At 62.8% G+C, this 17928-nt stretch carries 15 protein-coding genes and 1 pseudogene; 14 read left to right on the top strand and 2 right to left on the bottom strand.

From position 1 onward, the window contains the following. Positions 1-64: 64 nt before the first annotated feature. The 13 genes from IPP03_11475 to IPP03_11415 all read left to right on the top strand — a co-directional run bounded on the left by IPP03_11475 (position 65) and on the right by IPP03_11415 (position 13178). The gene (locus tag IPP03_11475; protein MBL0353237.1) at positions 65-544 is read left to right on the top strand and encodes a HyaD/HybD family hydrogenase maturation endopeptidase; all 480 of its coding nucleotides are present in this window, start codon (positions 65-67) and stop codon (positions 542-544) included. Next, positions 544-816 (top strand): HypC/HybG/HupF family hydrogenase formation chaperone, encoded by a 273-nt coding sequence (locus IPP03_11470; protein MBL0353236.1) that lies wholly within the window; start codon positions 544-546, stop codon positions 814-816. The genes IPP03_11475 and IPP03_11470 overlap by 1 nt, the downstream gene beginning before the upstream one ends. After that, positions 813-1370, top strand: coding sequence for a [NiFe]-hydrogenase assembly chaperone HybE (hybE, locus tag IPP03_11465; protein ID MBL0353235.1), 558 nt, complete (start codon positions 813-815; stop codon positions 1368-1370). Before IPP03_11470 ends, hybE begins: the two co-directional genes overlap by 4 nt. A gap of 34 nt (positions 1371-1404) precedes the next feature. After that, positions 1405-1644: a HypC/HybG/HupF family hydrogenase formation chaperone gene (locus IPP03_11460; GenBank protein ID MBL0353234.1), complete on the top strand. Its 240-nt coding sequence runs from the start codon at positions 1405-1407 to the stop codon at positions 1642-1644. Beyond that, positions 1644-2768, top strand: a complete 1125-nt coding sequence (gene hypD / locus IPP03_11455; protein ID MBL0353233.1) for a hydrogenase formation protein HypD — start codon at positions 1644-1646, stop codon at positions 2766-2768. Before IPP03_11460 ends, hypD begins: the two co-directional genes overlap by 1 nt. Next, positions 2761-3813: a hydrogenase expression/formation protein HypE gene (gene hypE / locus IPP03_11450; protein ID MBL0353232.1), complete on the top strand. Its 1053-nt coding sequence runs from the start codon at positions 2761-2763 to the stop codon at positions 3811-3813. The genes hypD and hypE overlap by 8 nt, the downstream gene beginning before the upstream one ends. 7 nt (positions 3814-3820) lie before the next feature. Beyond that, positions 3821-5497: a hydrogenase maturation protein gene (locus IPP03_11445; GenBank protein MBL0353231.1), complete on the top strand. Its 1677-nt coding sequence runs from the start codon at positions 3821-3823 to the stop codon at positions 5495-5497. Next, positions 5494-6969 (top strand): sigma-54-dependent Fis family transcriptional regulator, encoded by a 1476-nt coding sequence (locus IPP03_11440; protein MBL0353230.1) that lies wholly within the window; start codon positions 5494-5496, stop codon positions 6967-6969. The genes IPP03_11445 and IPP03_11440 overlap by 4 nt, the downstream gene beginning before the upstream one ends. Then, positions 6966-7961: a HupU protein gene (locus IPP03_11435; GenBank protein MBL0353229.1), complete on the top strand. Its 996-nt coding sequence runs from the start codon at positions 6966-6968 to the stop codon at positions 7959-7961. The genes IPP03_11440 and IPP03_11435 overlap by 4 nt, the downstream gene beginning before the upstream one ends. Continuing rightward, entirely contained in the window at positions 7958-9379 is a 1422-nt protein-coding gene (locus IPP03_11430; protein MBL0353228.1) for a nickel-dependent hydrogenase large subunit, read from the top strand. The genes IPP03_11435 and IPP03_11430 overlap by 4 nt, the downstream gene beginning before the upstream one ends. A gap of 91 nt (positions 9380-9470) precedes the next feature. Further along, complete coding sequence (locus tag IPP03_11425) at positions 9471-11228, top strand: SWIM zinc finger family protein (protein MBL0353227.1); 1758 nt, start codon at positions 9471-9473, stop codon at positions 11226-11228. Between the two features lie 164 nt (positions 11229-11392). After that, the gene (nikR, locus tag IPP03_11420; GenBank protein MBL0353226.1) at positions 11393-11857 is read left to right on the top strand and encodes a nickel-responsive transcriptional regulator NikR; all 465 of its coding nucleotides are present in this window, start codon (positions 11393-11395) and stop codon (positions 11855-11857) included. Then, complete coding sequence (locus IPP03_11415) at positions 11832-13178, top strand: PAS domain S-box protein (protein ID MBL0353225.1); 1347 nt, start codon at positions 11832-11834, stop codon at positions 13176-13178. Before nikR ends, IPP03_11415 begins: the two co-directional genes overlap by 26 nt. A gap of 1110 nt (positions 13179-14288) precedes the next feature. Here the strand turns inward: IPP03_11415 and IPP03_11410 are convergent. Together IPP03_11410 and IPP03_11405 are read right to left on the bottom strand one after the other, a co-directional pair. Further along, entirely contained in the window at positions 14289-15674 is a 1386-nt protein-coding gene (locus tag IPP03_11410) for an IS4 family transposase (GenBank protein ID MBL0353224.1), read from the bottom strand. Between the two features lie 147 nt (positions 15675-15821). Continuing rightward, positions 15822-16541 (bottom strand): hypothetical protein, encoded by a 720-nt coding sequence (locus tag IPP03_11405; protein MBL0353223.1) that lies wholly within the window; start codon positions 16539-16541, stop codon positions 15822-15824. Positions 16542-16671: 130 nt separating this feature from the next. On the opposite strand from IPP03_11405, the pseudogene IPP03_11400 reads away from it, so the two are divergent. After that, positions 16672-17262, top strand: a pseudogene (locus tag IPP03_11400) (IS110 family transposase). Positions 17263-17928 lie beyond the last annotated feature (666 nt).

Genomic DNA, 17928 nt, shown 5'->3' with positions numbered 1-17928 from the left:
CAAGGTAAGGTTTTCGGTCCTTCGGGGCGCGACACTTTTCGCGCCCCGCTTTATTGGTGAGATCATGCGCATCGTGGTTCTCGGAATTGGCAACATCCTCCTCTCCGACGAAGGCGTCGGTGTCCGCGTTGTCGAAGCGCTGGCTGATGGCTGGCGTCTGCCGCCCGAGGTCGAGGTCATCGATGGCGGCACCAGCGCCATGGAAATGCTCGAACAACTGGAGAACCTGGATCTGCTGATTGTCGTCGACTGCGTGCGCGGCGGGCGCCCACCCGCCACCCATGTCCTGCTCAGGGGCGACGCGGTGCCGGTGTTTTTCCGGACCAAGCTGTCGCCGCACCAGGTCGGGCTTTCGGATGTTCTCGCCAATCTCGAATTGATCGGCCGCTCGCCAGCGGAGACGATCATCATCGGCATCGAGCCGGAGTCGATGGCGCTGGGCATGGCGCTGACGTCTGCCGTGGCGGCCCGGGTACCGGAACTGGTAGCACTCGCCGTCGGCGAAATCCGGGCACGCGGCCTGACGGTCGCGGAGCGTACGTGATGTGCCTGTCGATACCCATGCAGCTAGTGTCCCTGGAGGGTGAGGGCGATTTCGCCTGGGTCGAGCGGATGGGCCGCCGCGAGCTGATCAACATGATGCTGGTCGGCCCGCAGCCGGTCGGTACCTGGCTGCTGACCTCGCTGGGCCTGGCCAGGGAAGTGGTCGAACCCGAAACACTGGCGCAGATCGAGGATGCGCTGGCGGCGCTCGACGCCGCGCTGGCCGGCGACTATGACCCGGCGCTATATTTCCAGGACATTCCGCCACGATGAGCGAGCGCCTTCGCAAACCGGCTCTGGCGCCACCGCTGGTGCGCCCGGCGACGGCCCGTGACAGCGACCCGAGCGCCCTGCTCGAAGCCCACTACCGCCAGATCTGGGAGACGCGCATGCGCGACCTGTCCTTCGTCAATCCGCAACTGGAGGTGGCGGCGATCGGCTTTATGCGCCATGAGGGCGACTGGCTGGGCGTCATGATCACGCCGTGGTTCCTGAACTTATTCCTGATTTCCGGCGGCGGCGCGCTGTGGGGTGACATCCCGGCCGGCGAGCGCCGCTACCTCGAACTACCCTGTGGTACGCTGCAATTTGTCGCCGACGATGATCCCGACCTTGGTCCCTACCAGTATTGTCCGCTGATTGCCCCGGTGAGCGCCTTGCCCGACATGGCAGCGGCACGCCAGGCCGCCCACGATGCATTGGCGGCGGTACTCGCGCCAATACCGGAGTCATTGCCGGAGCCGAAACCAGTCCCGGAACCGACAATCGAGACGCGGCGGCATGTGTCAAGGCGCGGTTTTTTCGGTAGGCTGGCAGGGCGGCGCTAAAGAACGGCGCCGACTGGGAACATTGGAGGTTTGAATGTGTCTGGCAATTCCCGCGCAAGTCGTTGAATTGCGCGCCGGCGACAATGCAGTGGTCGATCTGGCCGGTGTGCGCAAGGAGATTTCCTTGGCGCTGGTAGACAACGTGCTCGTCGGCGACTACGTGATCGTCCATGTCGGCTATGCGCTGAACAAGCTCGACCCCGACGAGGCCGCCAAAACACTCGCCCTGTTCCGGGAACTGGGGCAACTGGACGAAGCGTCAGCACTTCATTGATGAAATACATCGATGAATTCCGCGACGGCGAGGTCGCCAAAGGCTTGGCCGAAGCCATCCGGCGCGAGGCCAGATCCGACCACCGTTACCATTTCATGGAGTTTTGCGGCGGCCATACCCACGCCATCTCGCGCTATGGCGTCACCGATCTGCTGCCGGACAACGTCAGGATGATCCACGGCCCGGGTTGCCCGGTCTGCGTGCTGCCGATCGGTCGCGTCGATCAGGCGATCCGGCTGGCGCTCGATGAGGACGTTACGCTGTGCACTTACGGCGACTGTTTGCGCGTGCCGGCTTCTGACGGCCTGTCGCTGATGAAGGCCAAGGCGCGCGGTGGCGACATCCGCATGGTCTACTCCAGTGCCGATGCGGTGGCGCTGGCGCAAAAACATCCGGACAAGCATGTCGTATTCTTCGCTATCGGTTTCGAAACGACGACACCACCAACGGCGGTGGCGATCAAGCAGGCCGCCGCGCTCGGCCTGAAGAATTTCTCGGTACTGTGCTGCCACGTGCTGACGCCGTCGGCGATTGCGAGCATTCTCGAATCGCCGGAGGTGCGCCAGTGGGGCACAGTGCAACTCGATGGCTTCATCGGCCCGGCCCATGTTTCGACCATTATTGGCAGTCGACCGTACGAGTTCTTCGCCGAGGAATACCGTAAACCGGTGGTCATCGCCGGCTTCGAGCCGCTCGACGTGATGCAGGCGATCAAGATGCTGATCCGCCAGGTTAACGAAGGCCGCGCCGAGGTCGAAAACGAGTTCTCGCGCGCCGTCGACCGTGACGGTAATCTCAAGGCGCAGCAACTGGTAGCCGAAGTATTTGAAATGCGGAAAAACTTCGAATGGCGCGGCTTGAACATCCTGCCCTACTCGGCGCTGCGTATTCGCCGCACGTTCGCCGAATTTGATGCTGAAAAGCGCTTTTCGCTCGACTACCAGTCGGTGCCGGATCACAAAGCCTGCGAATGCGGCGCGATCCTGCGCGGCGTCAAGCGCCCGCAGGACTGCAAGATTTTCGGCACCGTGTGCACGCCGGAAAACCCGATCGGCTCGTGCATGGTCTCGTCGGAGGGCGCGTGCGCCGCCCACTACACCTATGGACGCTACAAGGATGTCTGAAGTTCGCAAGAGCTATGTTCGGCCGCTCGACATCAAGCATGGCCGGATCGACATGGCGCATGGCTCGGGCGGCCGGGCGATGGCGCAACTGATCGAGGAGCTGTTCGTCAAATACCTCGGCAATGAATACCTGGCCCAAGGCGACGACGGTGCGCTGCTGCCGGCGCCGGGCGAAGGCCGGCTGGTCATGGCGACCGACGCGCATGTCGTTTCGCCGCTGTTCTTTCCCGGCGGCGATATCGGCTGCCTTTCAGTGCATGGGACGATCAACGATGTGGCCGTGATGGGGGCGAAGCCTTTGTGGCTATCTGCCGGCTTCATCCTTGAGGAGGGGTTCAAGCTCGCCGATCTGGCGCGTATCGTGCAGAGTATGGCGGAAGCCGCCATGGCGGCTGGCGTGCCGGTGGTGACGGGCGACACCAAGGTCGTCGAGCGCGGCAAGGGCGACGGCGTGTTCATCACGACGACCGGCGTCGGCGTCGTGGCACCGGGTGATGAACTGTCGGGCTGCCGCGCCCGGCCGGGCGATGTGATCATGGTTTCCGGCACGCTTGGCGATCACGGCATGGCAATTATGGCCGAACGGGAAAGCCTCGGCTTCGAGTCGCCCATCGTTTCCGACACGGCGGCATTGCATGAGCTGATCGCGGCGCTGCGGGCGAGCGGCACCGATATCCGTGTCCTGCGCGACCCGACACGCGGTGGACTGGCAACGACACTGAACGAAATCGCCAGGCAATCGGGCGTCGGCATGATGCTGCAGGAGAGGGCGCTGCCGGTGAAACCGGCGGTTGCGGCCGCCTGTGAATTTCTTGGCTTGGACCCGCTTTATGTTGCGAACGAAGGCAAAATAGTGGCGATCTGCGCTGAACCGGACGCCGAAAGGCTGTTGGCCGCGATGCGCGCCCACCCGCTGGGAACGGATGCCGCGATCGTCGGGACGGTGCATGAGGATTCTCATCATTTTGTCCAGATGACCACCGCCTTCGGTGGCCGACGCATCGTGGACTGGCTGAGTGGCGAGCAGTTGCCGCGTATTTGCTGAGCCGGACGTGCGCATCCTTTTCCTCACGCACGCTTTCAACAGCCTGACCCAGCGCCTGTATTGCGAACTGGCGGCGCGTGGCCACGAAATCAGCATCGAATTCGACATTGCCGACTCGGTGAGCGAGGAGGCAGTGGCGCTGTGCAGGCCCGACCTGATCCTGGCGCCCTTCCTCAAGCGGGCGATTCCGGAGTCGATCTGGTCGCGCCACCGTTGCCTGGTCGTTCATCCGGGCATCGTCGGCGACCGCGGGCCGTCGGCGCTCGACTGGGCGATCCAGCAGGGCGCTGGCGAGTGGGGCGTGACGGTTCTTCAGGCCGAGGCGGAGATGGATGGCGGTCCGGTCTGGGCTACGGCGAACTTTCCGCTGCGAGCGGCCAAGAAGTCGTCGATCTATCGCAATGAAGTGACCGAAGCGGCGGTGCAGGCGGTGATCGTTGCGGTCGACCGCGTAAAACAGGGAAATTTCAGCCCCGAACGTCACCCCGGACAGGCGCATGCGCTGATGAAACAGTCTGACCGGGTCATCGAGTGGCAGCGAGAAGGCAGTGTCGCAATCATCGCCAGGCTGAATGCCGCCGATGGTTTTCCCGGCATCGCCGACGAACTGTTCGGCCAGCCCTGCCATCTCTTCGATGCCTGGCCGGAAGCAATACTGCGGGGGGCACCGGGCAGCCTGCTTGGGCGTCGCGAGACGGCCATCTGCAGAGCGACCGTCGATGGCGCGCTGTGGATCGGCCATGTAAAACGGCCGGGCGGCATCAAGTTGCCGGCGACACTGGCTTTCCCCGAGGCTGGCGACTTGCCCGAACGGGCGCTGGCCGGTTACTGGAAATCGCCGACCGCGACCTGGCAGGACATCGCCTATGAAGAGGCGGCCGGCGTCGGCTTCCTGAGTTTCGAGTTTTACAACGGCGCGCTGAGCACGACGCAGTGCCGGCGCCTGACCGAGGCTTTCGGCTGGGCGACGACGCGGCCGACCAAGGTCATCGTGCTGAGCGGCGGCAGCGATTTCTGGTCGAACGGCATCCACCTGAATACGATCGAAGCGGCCGACAGCCCGGCCGACGAGTCGTGGGCCAACATCAACGCCATCGACGACCTGGCCGAGGCGATCCTGCGCTGCGACACGCAGACCGTCATCGCCGCACTGGCCGGCAACGCCGGAGCCGGCGGCTGCTTCCTGGCGCGCGCTGCCGATTTCGTCTGGGCGCGCGACGGCGTCATGCTCAATCCGCACTACAAGAACATGGGTAATCTCTACGGTTCGGAATTCTGGACCTACCTGCTGCCGCCGCGGGTTGGCGAAGAAGGTGCACAAGCCATCATGCGCCACCGGCTGCCGATGACGGCGGCCGAGTCCGCCAAACTCGGCTTCTACGACGCCTGCCTGCCGAGCCCCGGCTTCGTCGTCGATGTCGCCCGCCGCGCCGTCGAACTGGCGGCGGCGCCGGATATTGCCGACTGTCTCGCCGCCAAACGGGCAAAACGGCTGGCCGATGAGGCCAGCAAGCCGCTGGCCGCCTACCGCGCGGCGGAACTGAAGGAAATGCGCCGCAATTTCTACGGTTTCGACCCCTCTTACCACGTCGCGCGCTATCATTTCGTATCCCATTCGGCGCATTCGTGGACGCCGCGCCACCTCGCCCGCCACCGCGATCTCGACTGGAAAATTCCCCAATGACCCCGCCCCGCCCGCACAAGCTGCCCGCCATTCTCGTCATCGACGACGAAGTGCGTTCGCAGGAGGCGCTGCGCCGCACGCTGGAGGAGGATTTCGAGGTCTTTTCCGCTTCCGGTGCTGCCGAGGGCATGGAAATCCTGCAAAACGAGCAGTCGACCGCGGACATCCGCATCGTGCTCTGCGACCAGCGCATGCCGGGCATGACCGGGGTGGAATTTCTCAAACAGGTCCGTGACCGCTGGCCCGACGTCATCCGCATCATCCTCTCCGGATACACCGCAGCCGAAGACATCATTGCCGGGGTGAACGAGGCGGGTATCTGGCAATACCTGCTCAAGCCCTGGCAACCGGAGCAACTGCTGCTGACCCTGCAACGTGCGTCGGAAGTCTGGCGGTTGCAACAGGACAACCAGAGGCTGTCGCTCGAGTTGCGCACCGCCGCGCCGGCCTTGCGGCAGCGGGTCGAGAGCAAGCAGGAAAAGTTACGCAGCCGCTTCGGGCTGACCTCGCTGGTGCGCGGACCGGGCAGCCCGCTGGACCATGTATGCACGATGATCGGGCGCGTCGCACCTTACGACCTGTCGGTGATGATCACCGGCGAGTCGGGAACCGGCAAGGAGATGGTCGCACGCGCCATCCACTACGAGAGCCAGCGGTCGGACCGGCCTTTCATCACCGAGAACTGCGGTGCGCTGCCCGATACCCTGCTCGAGTCCGAACTCTTCGGCTACAAGCGTGGCGCCTTTACCGGCGCCGTCGAGGACCGTGTCGGTCTGTTCCAGCAGGCCGACGGCGGAACGCTGTTTCTCGACGAGGTCGGCGAAACCAGCCCGGCGTTCCAGGTCAAGCTGTTGCGCGTGTTGCAGGAGGGCGAATTCCGTCCGCTCGGCAGTAATCGTGCCGTGACGGTCGATGTGCGCGTTATCGCGGCGACCAATCGCAACCTTGACGAAGACCTGCGCAGCGGGCGTTTTCGCGAGGATCTCTACTTTCGGCTGGCGACGATTGCCATTCATGTGCCGCCGCTGCGCGAGCGGCCGATGGACTTTCCGTTGCTCGCCGACCGTGTTCTCGATGCCAGTTGCAGCGCTCTCGGCAAGATCGTGACCGGCTTCGCAACCGACGCGCTGGCGGTGCTCGCCACCTATGAGTGGCCGGGCAATGTGCGCGAATTGCAGAACGAGATCCTGCGCATGGTAGCGCTGGCCAACGGCCCGAAGCTGGGGGCGGAACTGCTCTCGCCGCGTGTCCTGCGCGCGCCCGCGGTTAGCCGCGGTGAGCCTGCGGAGGTCTGGTCCGACAGCTTCGCCGGCAGTCTCAAGGAGCGCCAGGAGCAGCTGGAAACCCGGGTTCTGAAATCAGCCATGCAGCGCCATCGCGGCAACAAGTCGCGGGTCGCCCGCGAACTCGGCCTGTCGCGTGTCGGCCTGCGCGCCAAGCTGGCGCGCTACGGACTGGAGACAAGCGAATGAAGATCCTTTGGCTGCAAAGCGGCGGCTGCGGCGGCTGCACCCAGTCGCTGCTGTGCGCCGAGCCGCGACCCTTGTTCGACGAACTGCGTGATGCCGGCATCGAGTTCGCCTGGCACCCGGCGCTGTCGCTGGAAAGCGGCGCCGAGGCGCTGCAACTGCTCGTTGATTGCGCCGACGGAACGACGCCGTTCGACGTGCTCTGTGTCGAGGGTGCGATGCTGCACGGCCCAAACGGCACGGGAAAATTTCACCTGATGGCCGGCAGTGGCCGTCCGATGACCGAGTGGGTCGAGCGTCTCGCCCGGCGCGCTCGGTGGGTATTCGCCATCGGCTCGTGTACTGCCTTCGGTGGCTTCTCGGCCAGTACCCCCGGCAATCCGCTCGAGGCCTGCGGTCTGCAATACGACGGCGATGAGCCGGGCGGGCTGCTCGGCGAGGACTTCGTCGCGGCCGGCGGCCTGCCGGTGGTCAACATTGCCGGCTGTCCGGCCCACCCCGGCTGGGTCGTCGATACGCTGCAGAAACTTGCGCTCGACGGTCTGACGGTGGGTGACCTCGACGAATGTGGCCGGCCGCTCCTTTACGCCGAACAACTGGTGCACCATGGCTGCTCGCGCAACGAGTATTACGAATTCAAGGCCAGCGCCCGGCAGCACTCCGATCTCGGCTGCCTGATGGAAAATCTAGGCTGCAAGGGCACCCAGGCGCATGCCGACTGCAATGTCCGTACCTGGAACGGGGCTGGTTCCTGCCTGCGCGGCGGCTTTGCCTGCATCGCCTGTACCGAGCCGGGTTTCGAAGCACCCGGTCACCCCTTCCAGGAGACGCCGAAGATTGCCGGCATCCCCATCGGGCTGCCGACGGACATGCCGAAGGCCTGGTTCGTCGCGCTCTCCATACTCTCCAAGTCGGCGACACCGAAGCGGGTGCGCGAAAACGCCGTGGCCGATCACCCGGTGGTGCGCCCGGCCGTCAGGAAGCCGAGCAAGTGAGGCGCATTGTCCTCGGGCCCTTCAATCGCGTCGAAGGCGACCTTGAAATCAGTCTCGATGTCGACGCCGGTCAGGTCATGGCGGCGCGCGTCAATTCGCCGTTGTTTCGCGGTTTCGAGCAGATATTGATCGGTCGCGCGGCGCAGGATGCGCTGGTTATCGTGCCGCGCATCTGCGGTATCTGTTCGGTGGCGCAGTCGGCCGCTGCCGCTGCGGCGCTGGCCGACCTGTGCGCCGTCGAGATGCCGGGGAATGGCCGCCTGGCCCGGTACCTGGTGCAGGCCACGGAGAACCTGGCCGACCACCTGACACATTTCTATCTCTTCTTCATGCCTGATTTTGCCCGCACCGACTATGTCGACCGCAACTGGCATGCCGCAGTCGCGGCCCGCTTTGCCGCGGTCACCGGCAGTGGCGCGCCGGCGGTGCTGGTCGCGCGCGCCAATTTTCTCAAGTTGCTTGGGTTTCTCGCCGGCAAGTGGCCGCATACCCTGGCCATGCAGCCCGGCGGCAACACTCGGGCGATCGGGAGCGCCGAGGCGGTCCGTATCCTGGCCTTACTACGCGGTTTCCGTGCCTTTCTCGAAGCCGAGCTGATCGGCGATACGCTGGAGTCCTTCGCGGCGCTGGCAAGCGAGGCGGAACTGCGCGCCTGGGGTGAGGGGCGCGGTGGCGATTTCCCGAACTTCCTGCAAGCTGCTTACGACCTGTCGCTGGAAAGGGTTGGCCGCGCCGGCGATGGTTTCCTGTCCTATGGCGCCTACGGGCTGTTCGCCAGCGGCATCTGGCAGACAAGTGGCGCGGTCGACGCCCTGGAAACCGGGAAAATCACCGAGGATAGCCGTCACGCCTGGTTGCTCGAAGGTCCGCCGCAACCACCGGCGGTGGGCGAAACCTACGTCGATGCCGACAAGGCGGGCGCCTACACCTGGTGCAAGGCGCCGCGCTATGGCGGCCGGATTCTCGAGACCGGCGCCCTGGCCCGTCAGGTCGTTGCTGGCCAGCCGCTGGCGCGCGATCTGGTCGCACGTCATGGCGCCAGCGTCACCGCCCGCATCGTCGCCCGCATGATCGAACTGGCCAGCGTACTGCCGGCGATGGAGCGCTGGGTACGCGACATCGTTCCTGGCGAAGCGTTCTGCCAGGCGGCGGCGCTTCCCGAATCCGGTCAGGGTGTCGGGCTGGTCGAAGCGGCACGCGGCAGCCTCGGGCACTGGGTGAGCGTCAAGCGGGGTCATATCGAGCGCTACCAGATCATCGCGCCAACGACCTGGAATTTCTCGCCGCGTGACGCCGATGGCCAGCCCGGTCCGCTGGAACGGGCGCTGGTCGGCCTGCCAGCCGGCGAAGGTTCGCCGCCGACCATCCAGCACGTCGTCCGCTCGTTCGATCCGTGCATGGTGTGCACGGTGCATTGACGGGTATTCGTTGGAGAATAGTTACGTGGACACTGACCGGAACCCGCCAGTGGACGCTTTGTCAGCCAGAGGACGAATCGGGAGATAGTTCGTGACTACTGATCTGCTCACCCCCGCGATACTCGAAAGCCTTGCCGGCGCCGCAGCCTTCCGGCGCGGCGAGGAGTATTTTTCCGGCGGCGCGGTTGGGCCTCTGCGCTTAACCGACGACACGATTAGCGCTCGGGTTCAGGGGAGCGAGGCCTACCAGGTTGAACTGCGGGACGACGACGGTGATCTGGCTTGGGGCTGCACTTGTCCGCGCGCCGCCGATGGCTATTTCTGCAAGCATTGCGTGGCTGTCGGACTGGCCTGGCTGGCCGGAGATGCGGCGGCGCCGGAATCCGGCAACGCATCCGGGAAGAAGAAGCGGCGCGATCCCTGGCGGGACATCGAGAATTTTCTGGGTACGCAGCCACAGAAAGCCTTGATCGAGCTTCTGCTTGATGTCACCCGGCGCGATGACAGGCTCTACCAGTCCTTGCTGCTGAAGGCCGAGCGAGTGGTGAGCGGTGGCAATGTGGCCAAGGCCTTCCGGCGCGCGATCGACGATGCGTCGAGCATCAACGGATATGTCGACTGGCGTGAGGTCCGTACCTTCGCGGGAAACCTCGACCAGGTTGCCGATTCACTGGCCGAACTGCTCCAGCCCGACACGGCAGGAATGCTGGTGGATCTCGCCGAGTACGCCATTGAGCGCATCGAGGGCGCACTGGAGCAGGTTGACGACTCCAATGGCGAGATTGGCGGTATCGCCTCTCGCCTGGGCGAGATGCACCTCAGGGCGTGCACGATGGCCAAGCCGGATGCTGCGGCGCTGGCGGAACGCCTGTTCCGTCTTACGACGACTTTGCCATTCGGCATCTGCAATTTCGATGCCGCAACGTACCGGGATTCCCTCGGCAAGACGGGCCTGCAACGCTACCGCGAACTGGCCGAGGCGGAGTGGCGCAAGATCGGCCCCCGTTGCGATGACCATGGCTACGACAGCCATCGCGCCACGATCACCCGCATCATGGAGCGCCTGGCCGAAGCCAGCGGCGACGTCGACGAACTGGTGGCGATCAAGTCCAGGGATCTCTCATCGGCCTATCGCTACCTCGGCATTGCCGAAATCCTCGCCAAGGCCGGGCGGAAAGACGAGGCGCTGGAGTGGGCCGAACGTGGCCTCAGGGCCTTCCCTGATCGTCCGCGCGACGACCTGCGCGATTTCCTGGTTGCGATCTACCTCGAGCGCAAGCGCAACGATGAGGCCCTGCAACTGACCTGGGTCCAGTTCGAGGAACGTCCCGGCCTGGAAACCTTCAAGAAGCTCAACGTTGTTTCCGGGAAACTCGGCATGTGGCCAGCGCAGCGCGAGCGAGCGTTGGCCAGGCTCGCGGATGCGATTGCCAGCGAGGCCGCGGCAACCAGTCGCTGGAAACCCAAGCCTTCGCCGCCGGACCATTCGCTACGGGTAGCGATCGCCTTGTGGGAAGAAGACCTCGATGCGGCATGGACGGCCGCTCACCAGGGTGTCTGTGACCGCAATTCCCTGATCACGCTGGCCAGCAAGCTGGAATCCGCTCGCCCAGAGGATGCCATCAGCCTCTACCGTCGCGTGGTGACGCCCATCGTCGAGCAGACCAACAACGCAGCCTACGCGGAGGCGATCAAGCTGATCCGCAAGGTAGGCGGATTGATGAAAACGCTGAATCAGTCACGACAATTCGGCGACTATCTGGCAGAGTTGCGGGTCAGGTTCAAGCCGAAGCGCAATTTCATCAAGCTGCTCGACGACATTGTCCGCTCGACGCTATCCGCGAAATGAGCCTGACAAAACCCGTTGCCAGGCATTTGCTTCCCGTGGCGCGTGCCATGACGAGTCGACTTGATTTGCAGCGCTGTCGGCGGCAAGCCATGGTTACCGGCATAACGCTGTTTTTCACCGCGCGGTCTGCTTGGATGCCGTGCCTGGTGTGCTGAAAGGACGGCATGGAACGCTTTACCATTTCACTCGATGAATCGCTCGCCCGCGAGTTCGACGAACTCATCGCGGCGCGCGGCTACGGCAATCGCTCGGAAGCGGTGCGCGACCTGATCCGCGGCGCCATCGAGGGCGACAGCCAGAACGATCCGCCTTCCGGCCATTGCGTCGCGACTCTGTCTTACGTGTTCAACCACCATGAGCGCGAGCTTGCCGAGCGGCTGACCGGCATGCAGCACGATCACCACGACCTCACAGTGGCGGCGATGCACAGCCATCTCGATCACGACAATTGTCTAGAAACGGTCATTCTCAAGGGTCGCACCGCACTGGTCCGACAGTTCGCCGGGGCGCTGATGGCCGAGCGCGGCGTGCGTCATGGCCAGCTCAATCTGATCGCCCTTCAGGCCGAACACCATCATGCGCACGATGAACAGGGTGAGGAGCATGTCCACTACCGCCCCGCCCGCTGACAACCCGCTCGACCCGACGTCGGCCGCCCTCGGCGAGCAGGCCTGGATCGAGGTCATCCAGAAGATGGATGAGGTTTACAACGACCTGCTCCAGTACGAAGTGGCGCTTGAGGACAAGAACGCCGCGCTCGAGGAGTCGCAGCAGTTCATCGAGAGCGTGCTGGGCGCGATGTCGGACATCCTGATCGCCTGCGACCGCCACGGCCTTATCGTCGAGGTGAACCCCTCGCTTTGCCACTTCGCTGGCAAGACCGCAGCCGAACTCGAAGGTCAGCCACTCTACGACCTTTTCGCCGACAACGCCGAGCAGACGAGAGCGCGCGAGGCTTTTGCCCGCTTCGGCAAGGATGGCGTACACGATCGGGAGTTCTTCCTGCGCGCCGGCGACGGGTCGACGGTTCCGGTGTCGATGAACTGCACGCCGCGCATCTCGCAGACCGGCAAGCTGATGGGGATGGTGGTCACCGGCCGCCCGGTGGGCGAGCTGCGCAAGGCGTATCAGGCCCTGCGCCAGGCGCACGATGACCTGAAACTGACTCAGGGTCAGTTGCTGCATGCCGAAAAGATGATCTCGCTCGGCCGCCTGGTGGCGGGCGTGGCACACGAATTGAACAACCCGATCAGCTTCGTGCTGGGCAATGTGCTGTCGCTCAAGCGCTACGCGCAGCGTCTCGAGGGCTACCTGAAGGCGGTCCATGCAAGCGCCGCCGCCGATGATGCGGGCTTGCGCGAGGTGCGCCGGGACTTGCGCATCGAGCGCATCCTTGCCGACATGCCGGCGCTGATCGACGGCATGATAGAAGGCGCGGAGCGCACCCGTGACATCGTCGACGCGCTGAAACGCTTTGCCGCGGTCGACAAGATGTTGCCGGAGCAGGTGAATATCAACGAAGTCATCGAGCGCTCGGTGCGCTGGGTGGTGCAGAGCGCCCCGGCGAAAGTTGCGGTCGACGTCGATTTGCCGCCCGATTTGCGGTGCACCGGTTCGTCCGGCCAGTTGCAGCAGGTGGCAATGAATCTGGTGCAGAACGCCTGCGACGCCATGGCCTCCCGGGCCGCCGGCCGGCTCCGCATTTCGGGGACGGTGGCGGACGGCATGGTCAGACTGAGCTTCGCCGACAACGGCCCGGGAATCGCCGACGCCGATCTCGGCCGCCTGTTCGAGCCCTTCTTCACCACCAAGCAGGTCGGGCAGGGGACCGGCCTTGGCCTCTCAATAAGCTACGCAATCGTCGAGCGCCACGGCGGCCGGCTGGCCGCGAGCAATCAGGCGGGCGGCGGTGCGGAATTCGTACTTTCCTTGCCGGTCCAAGGCCCGTGATCGCCCAGTAAGCGATCGCCGGTGGAGCGGAACGCCCGATCGCTTGCCCAGCCATTTGCCGCATCTGCCCGTGGTCACTCCCTCCCGCCATTGATGAGAGCTGGCGGTCGGGGCGCTGGAGAAATGGCTGCACCGGGTTGCACTTGCAAAATCGGGTGCAAAATCGGGGACAGACCAGAATGGCGCTAAGTTAAGGCCGTCCAGCATGCTCATCGCCAGCATTGTGGCTGAAAAAGTGGATGCAATAAGTCCTTAACTTGGTGCCATTCGGGACAGACCAAAATTTCTACTCATTGCCACGGTCAACCGCGCAAAACAGCCAAAAACCGTGGTTTGTCCGTTCGCAGTAACAGCAGTAAATCTAGCGGGTTGAAGTCCCGTCCGGGGAGTTGTCCGTACGCCCCGGTAGCATGAGGAAGCGGCGTCGCGGTAACGCGGGGTCGTGAGTTTCCAAACAGCAAGAGAGCAGGCCGTAACGCAAGTGAACCCATGAGTAGCCTCGTAAACGAAATGGAGACGCCGACCCCAGTGGACAGAAGGGGAAGGCCGTTGGGTGGATGCTGAAATAACGGAAGTGGCATTCGTTGACTCCCGGGGTAGCAGGGTCGGCATGTACTCGAAGATAGACTGCCCAGTGCTGGAGACCCGTTTTGGGAGGTGGGGAGGCCACCGACTGTTGCGTATAAGGAAACGAAAGCGCAGCGGCCTGAGACGGGAGTCGGAGGGGTTCATAGTACCGACTGAGATCGCGGGACAACACAACCCCGGTCGAGGGAAGGAACCCTGCTTTGTTCATGCAACCGAAGCGCGGAGGATCAGGGGATTGCCATGTCGCTAACCATCCCGGATACGATCAGGACGCTACAGAGGAAGCTCTATGCCAAGGCCAAGCAGGAAAACGCTGATGTTGCTTACTCAAGCATTGAGTGCGCAGGTTCGACCAACTCGGTTGAGCTAGCAACCATGAGTCGAGGAACTGCGCATGCCTTGGTGTGAAGAACATCGGAAAGCCGTGTGCGGGAAAATCGCATGCACGGTTTGATGAGGGAGGGCAGGCGAAAGCCTGTCCTCTACTCTACCCAGTTATTACTGGTCTGTCCCGAATGGCACTTACTTAAGCTTTTTTGGGTGCCCATGGCGCTGGATATCCTCCCGTGCCATAGGGCGTGGTCTCATCAATAATGGGTAGGCATTGCGGCGTCGCTTGAGGGCACGAGGCTCGATGCGGCCTGGGCGATTGCCGACGGTTTGCTGGGCAATGAGGGCGAAGAGTTGGCTGGGGTGTGCGATGCCACCATGATAGGCATGAGGCGCCCAGGCGAGCCAGACTTGCACGGCATGCTTGAAGCTCAACTGACGGGGCAAGAGGCCGCTTTGTAGCGCCGCTTGAGCCATCATCAAGCGGATCAAATTGTAGGCGAGCAGATAGACCCAGATTTCCTTCACGGCCATGGCTGGCGTTTGGCAGCCCAGTTGCTCCATGCCCAAGGTGGTCTTGATGTTGCGCAGATCAAGTTCAACATGCCAGCGATCCCGATACAGGCGTTTGATGGCCTCCTTGGATGTTTGCTTTGGACACAGAAAGGTCGTGACGAGTGTCTTGCCCCCCGCCCGAAGCTCGCGAACCGTGACACTGGCCGGTGCCTGCGCGTAATCCTCCTGAGACATCCAGTCTGGCTTGATGCCTGGTTTGGATAAAACCAGCAGGTGGTCACGCTCCCCCAGTCGCTGGCCGAGGCAAAAATCGGTGGTGCGTTGGCGTGATCCGTGTTGTTCAAAGACGGCATCAACCCCGCGCTCGATCAGCGCGCAGAGCAGGAAGTAGGTGGCAAAGAACGCATCGCCCACCAGCACATCGCCGCGCACCAAGGTGTCGATCTGGCGGCGCAGCAAGGACTGCTCGTCGCTGCCTTTGCCGCGACAGGCGCTGATCGCGGCATTGAGCACAGCACCGCTGCCCAGGCAGATCAGGCCGACGATCCGGCATTGCGGGAATCCCAATCCAGCCTTCTGGCTACCGGGCTGCGGGAAGTCGGCCTGATTGGCGTCAGTATCGGGCATGATCACCGTGGCCCCATCCACCAATCGTACCGGACGCCCCCGCCAGTGCCATGCCGCCGGGGCATGGGCCGTTAGCCATTGCCCGGTCTGATGGGTCAAGGTACTGACCATCGACGTCGGCACGCGTTGGCGAGCCCGGCAGTAGGCGCCGGTATGGGTGCTGCAGGGCGTGAGTCCGGCGATCAGGCGCTTGATCGCCCCTTCATTGACGGCGCGTTGGCAGGAGCGGTCGGCGCTGAGGGCTTGCGCCAAAAACATCGATAGCGTTTCAGTGGGCGGAAACAGTCGCTCTCGGTGCGGCGGCAAGGCCAACTCCACGGCATCGAAGAGTTCCGGCCCAGTCAATAGATCGAAAAACGCGTGGGCATCTACGCTGTTGGCCTTCGCCGAAATCGCGTGACGTTGCCGGGTGATGGCTTTGTGAGTAGCATGCATTGGGGCTGATTCCTCGGGTGACAGTCGGGTGTTTGGCGACTCCAACTTATCACGCGTCGATTCAGCCTGCTTTATCAATTACATCAGTATGTTGGGGCTTAAGTAAGTGCCATTCTGGTCTGTCCCCGGTTTTTCGCCCGAGCCACCTTAGGGCAGGGCCTTGGAAACAAGGCGACTCTCCAAAACTGTGCCAACCAGCCAAACGGTCGCCGCCGGAAGCAACCAGAGCGCAAGAATGACCATGGCGCAGCTACGCGATGGACTATGAAAGAGGGCGTACGCGAGCAGTCCTTCGAGTAGCACGATCAGAAAGGCATTGCCGTGCTCGCGAAGATGGCGGTAGGAGGTGATGTACTCGATGCCGGGCGTTGGTGGTTTGTCATTCTTGGGCATACCTTTGGAGCGCACGGTAGCCAGATCGCGATAGAAAGTTTCAACGACGTTGAATTTCGTGAAAAGAGCGAGAAGAACCAGACCGCTTTCAACACCAACAACCAAACCAGCACCTGCGGCCGCGACTGGCGGCAGGAACTGCCAGAACCACAAAATGGTGAGTAACGTTGGTACGAGAAGAGCGGCGGTGAACGCATATGGCGAAGCCTTAATGGCGGAGAGGCGCAGATGTGCTCGAGTGGCGTGAAGAGTCAGCACTGGCGAACTAGCGATGTAGCAGAAAGCAAAGCCAAGTGCCGCAAATAGTCCAACGCCAAGAAACGTTGCCTCCTTCGAGTCTCCGAGGATAGCCAAGCGATCTTTAAAGGGAGAACACGGCTCGAGGTTTAGAAAGGCTACAACGAGGGCGCCAACTACTGTGCCCACGAAATAGCGAACCGCGTAATACTCCCACCACTTATTCTCCATGCGCATAGTCCTTTCTTGAGGTGGCTAACGAATGAAAGGGACTTCCCCGTCCCGAAGTAGCGGCGGAAGCCACCGGTAGCAGTAGCTGCCATGATTGAGTTTCCAGACTGAATCATTCATTCGAAAGGGGAAGTCCATGAGTATTGTCACCGTTGGCATCGATCTCGCCAAGAATGTATTCGCTTTACATGGCATTGACCAGAGCGGCCAGGCAGCTTTCGTCAAACCGAAGGTGGCGCGCAGCCAATTACTGGAGATGGTCGCCAATCTACCGCCTTGTCTGATCGGTATGGAGGCCTGCTCGGGTGCGCATCACTGGGCAAGACTGTTCCGGCAGTTCGGGCACACCGTCAAACTGATGGCGCCCAAGTTCGTGGCGCCGTACCGGATGAGCGGCAAGCGCGGCAAGAATGATGCGGCGGATGCCGCAGCGATCTGCGAAGCCGTTACCCGGCCCAATACGCGCTTCGTACCAATCAAGGACATCGACCAGCAAGCCATCCTCTGTCTGCACCGCACCCGGCAAGGCTTCATCGAAGAGCGCACCGCACTCTACAACCGTCTGCGCGGGTTGATCAGCGAGTTCGGCATCGTCCTGCCGCAAAAAGTCGAGCGCCTGCGCCGGGAAATCGGCGCCCACCTTGAAGAGCTACCCGGCTGGGCCAACCGCTGTGTCGGCGATCTTCTTTCCCACGCTGACCGTCTCAACGAACGCATCACGGAATACGCCCCGGAGGAAGTCCCCTTGGGGGATAACCGATTGTAGTACCGCAGTCCTTCACCTTCTTTGCTTCGACATGGCAGACCAGATGGGCAGACAGATCATTGAGGCAGAACAACGATGAGACAGTAAAAATCAGAAGCCCGCTTGCTAAATATGGGGAAGCCCTTGTAGAAGCCCTTGTAGTAGAGCTAACCGGCGCTGCGCGGCTTTATCGCGCAGCGTCCAGAGAGCGAAGCGAACGTGGTTGAGCGCCGGGTGTGCGCCCAGCATGGGCGCGATGTAATGGGGTGGAAGTCCCCTGTGGGAGCACCGACATGGATTCATCACGAGTCAATGATAACCACTAGCCGAAGGCAAGGGCAAGCTCGCGAGGGCTTGTCTGGAGGAAGCCGGAGTGCAAACGTGCGAGGCGACGGACAGAAACTGCATAGAAGGCCGAGAGGGTCGAGGCGAGTCGGCACAGGACGACGAAGCCCACCGGTACGACCCTTACGGTAAATGCGGCGCTTGTGCGCGGAAACATCGCGTTCTTACCTGGGGAGATCTGCCGCGCGAGCGGTGACGTAGGCTGAACGAAAGGTGGCCGGGTTGAGCCAGTCCCAATCAACCAGCGCCGATGTGGGCTGTCACGCATCAAGGGCGATCGAACGGGCAGCAACGTTCAGTAAC

Origin of the sequence: Candidatus Dechloromonas phosphoritropha, assembly GCA_016722705.1 — a bacterium.
Taxonomy (GTDB): domain Bacteria; phylum Pseudomonadota; class Gammaproteobacteria; order Burkholderiales; family Rhodocyclaceae; genus Azonexus; species Azonexus phosphoritrophus.
The sequence above is the reverse complement of the archived record's forward strand: the minus strand, read 5'-3'. Positions and strand labels throughout refer to the sequence as shown.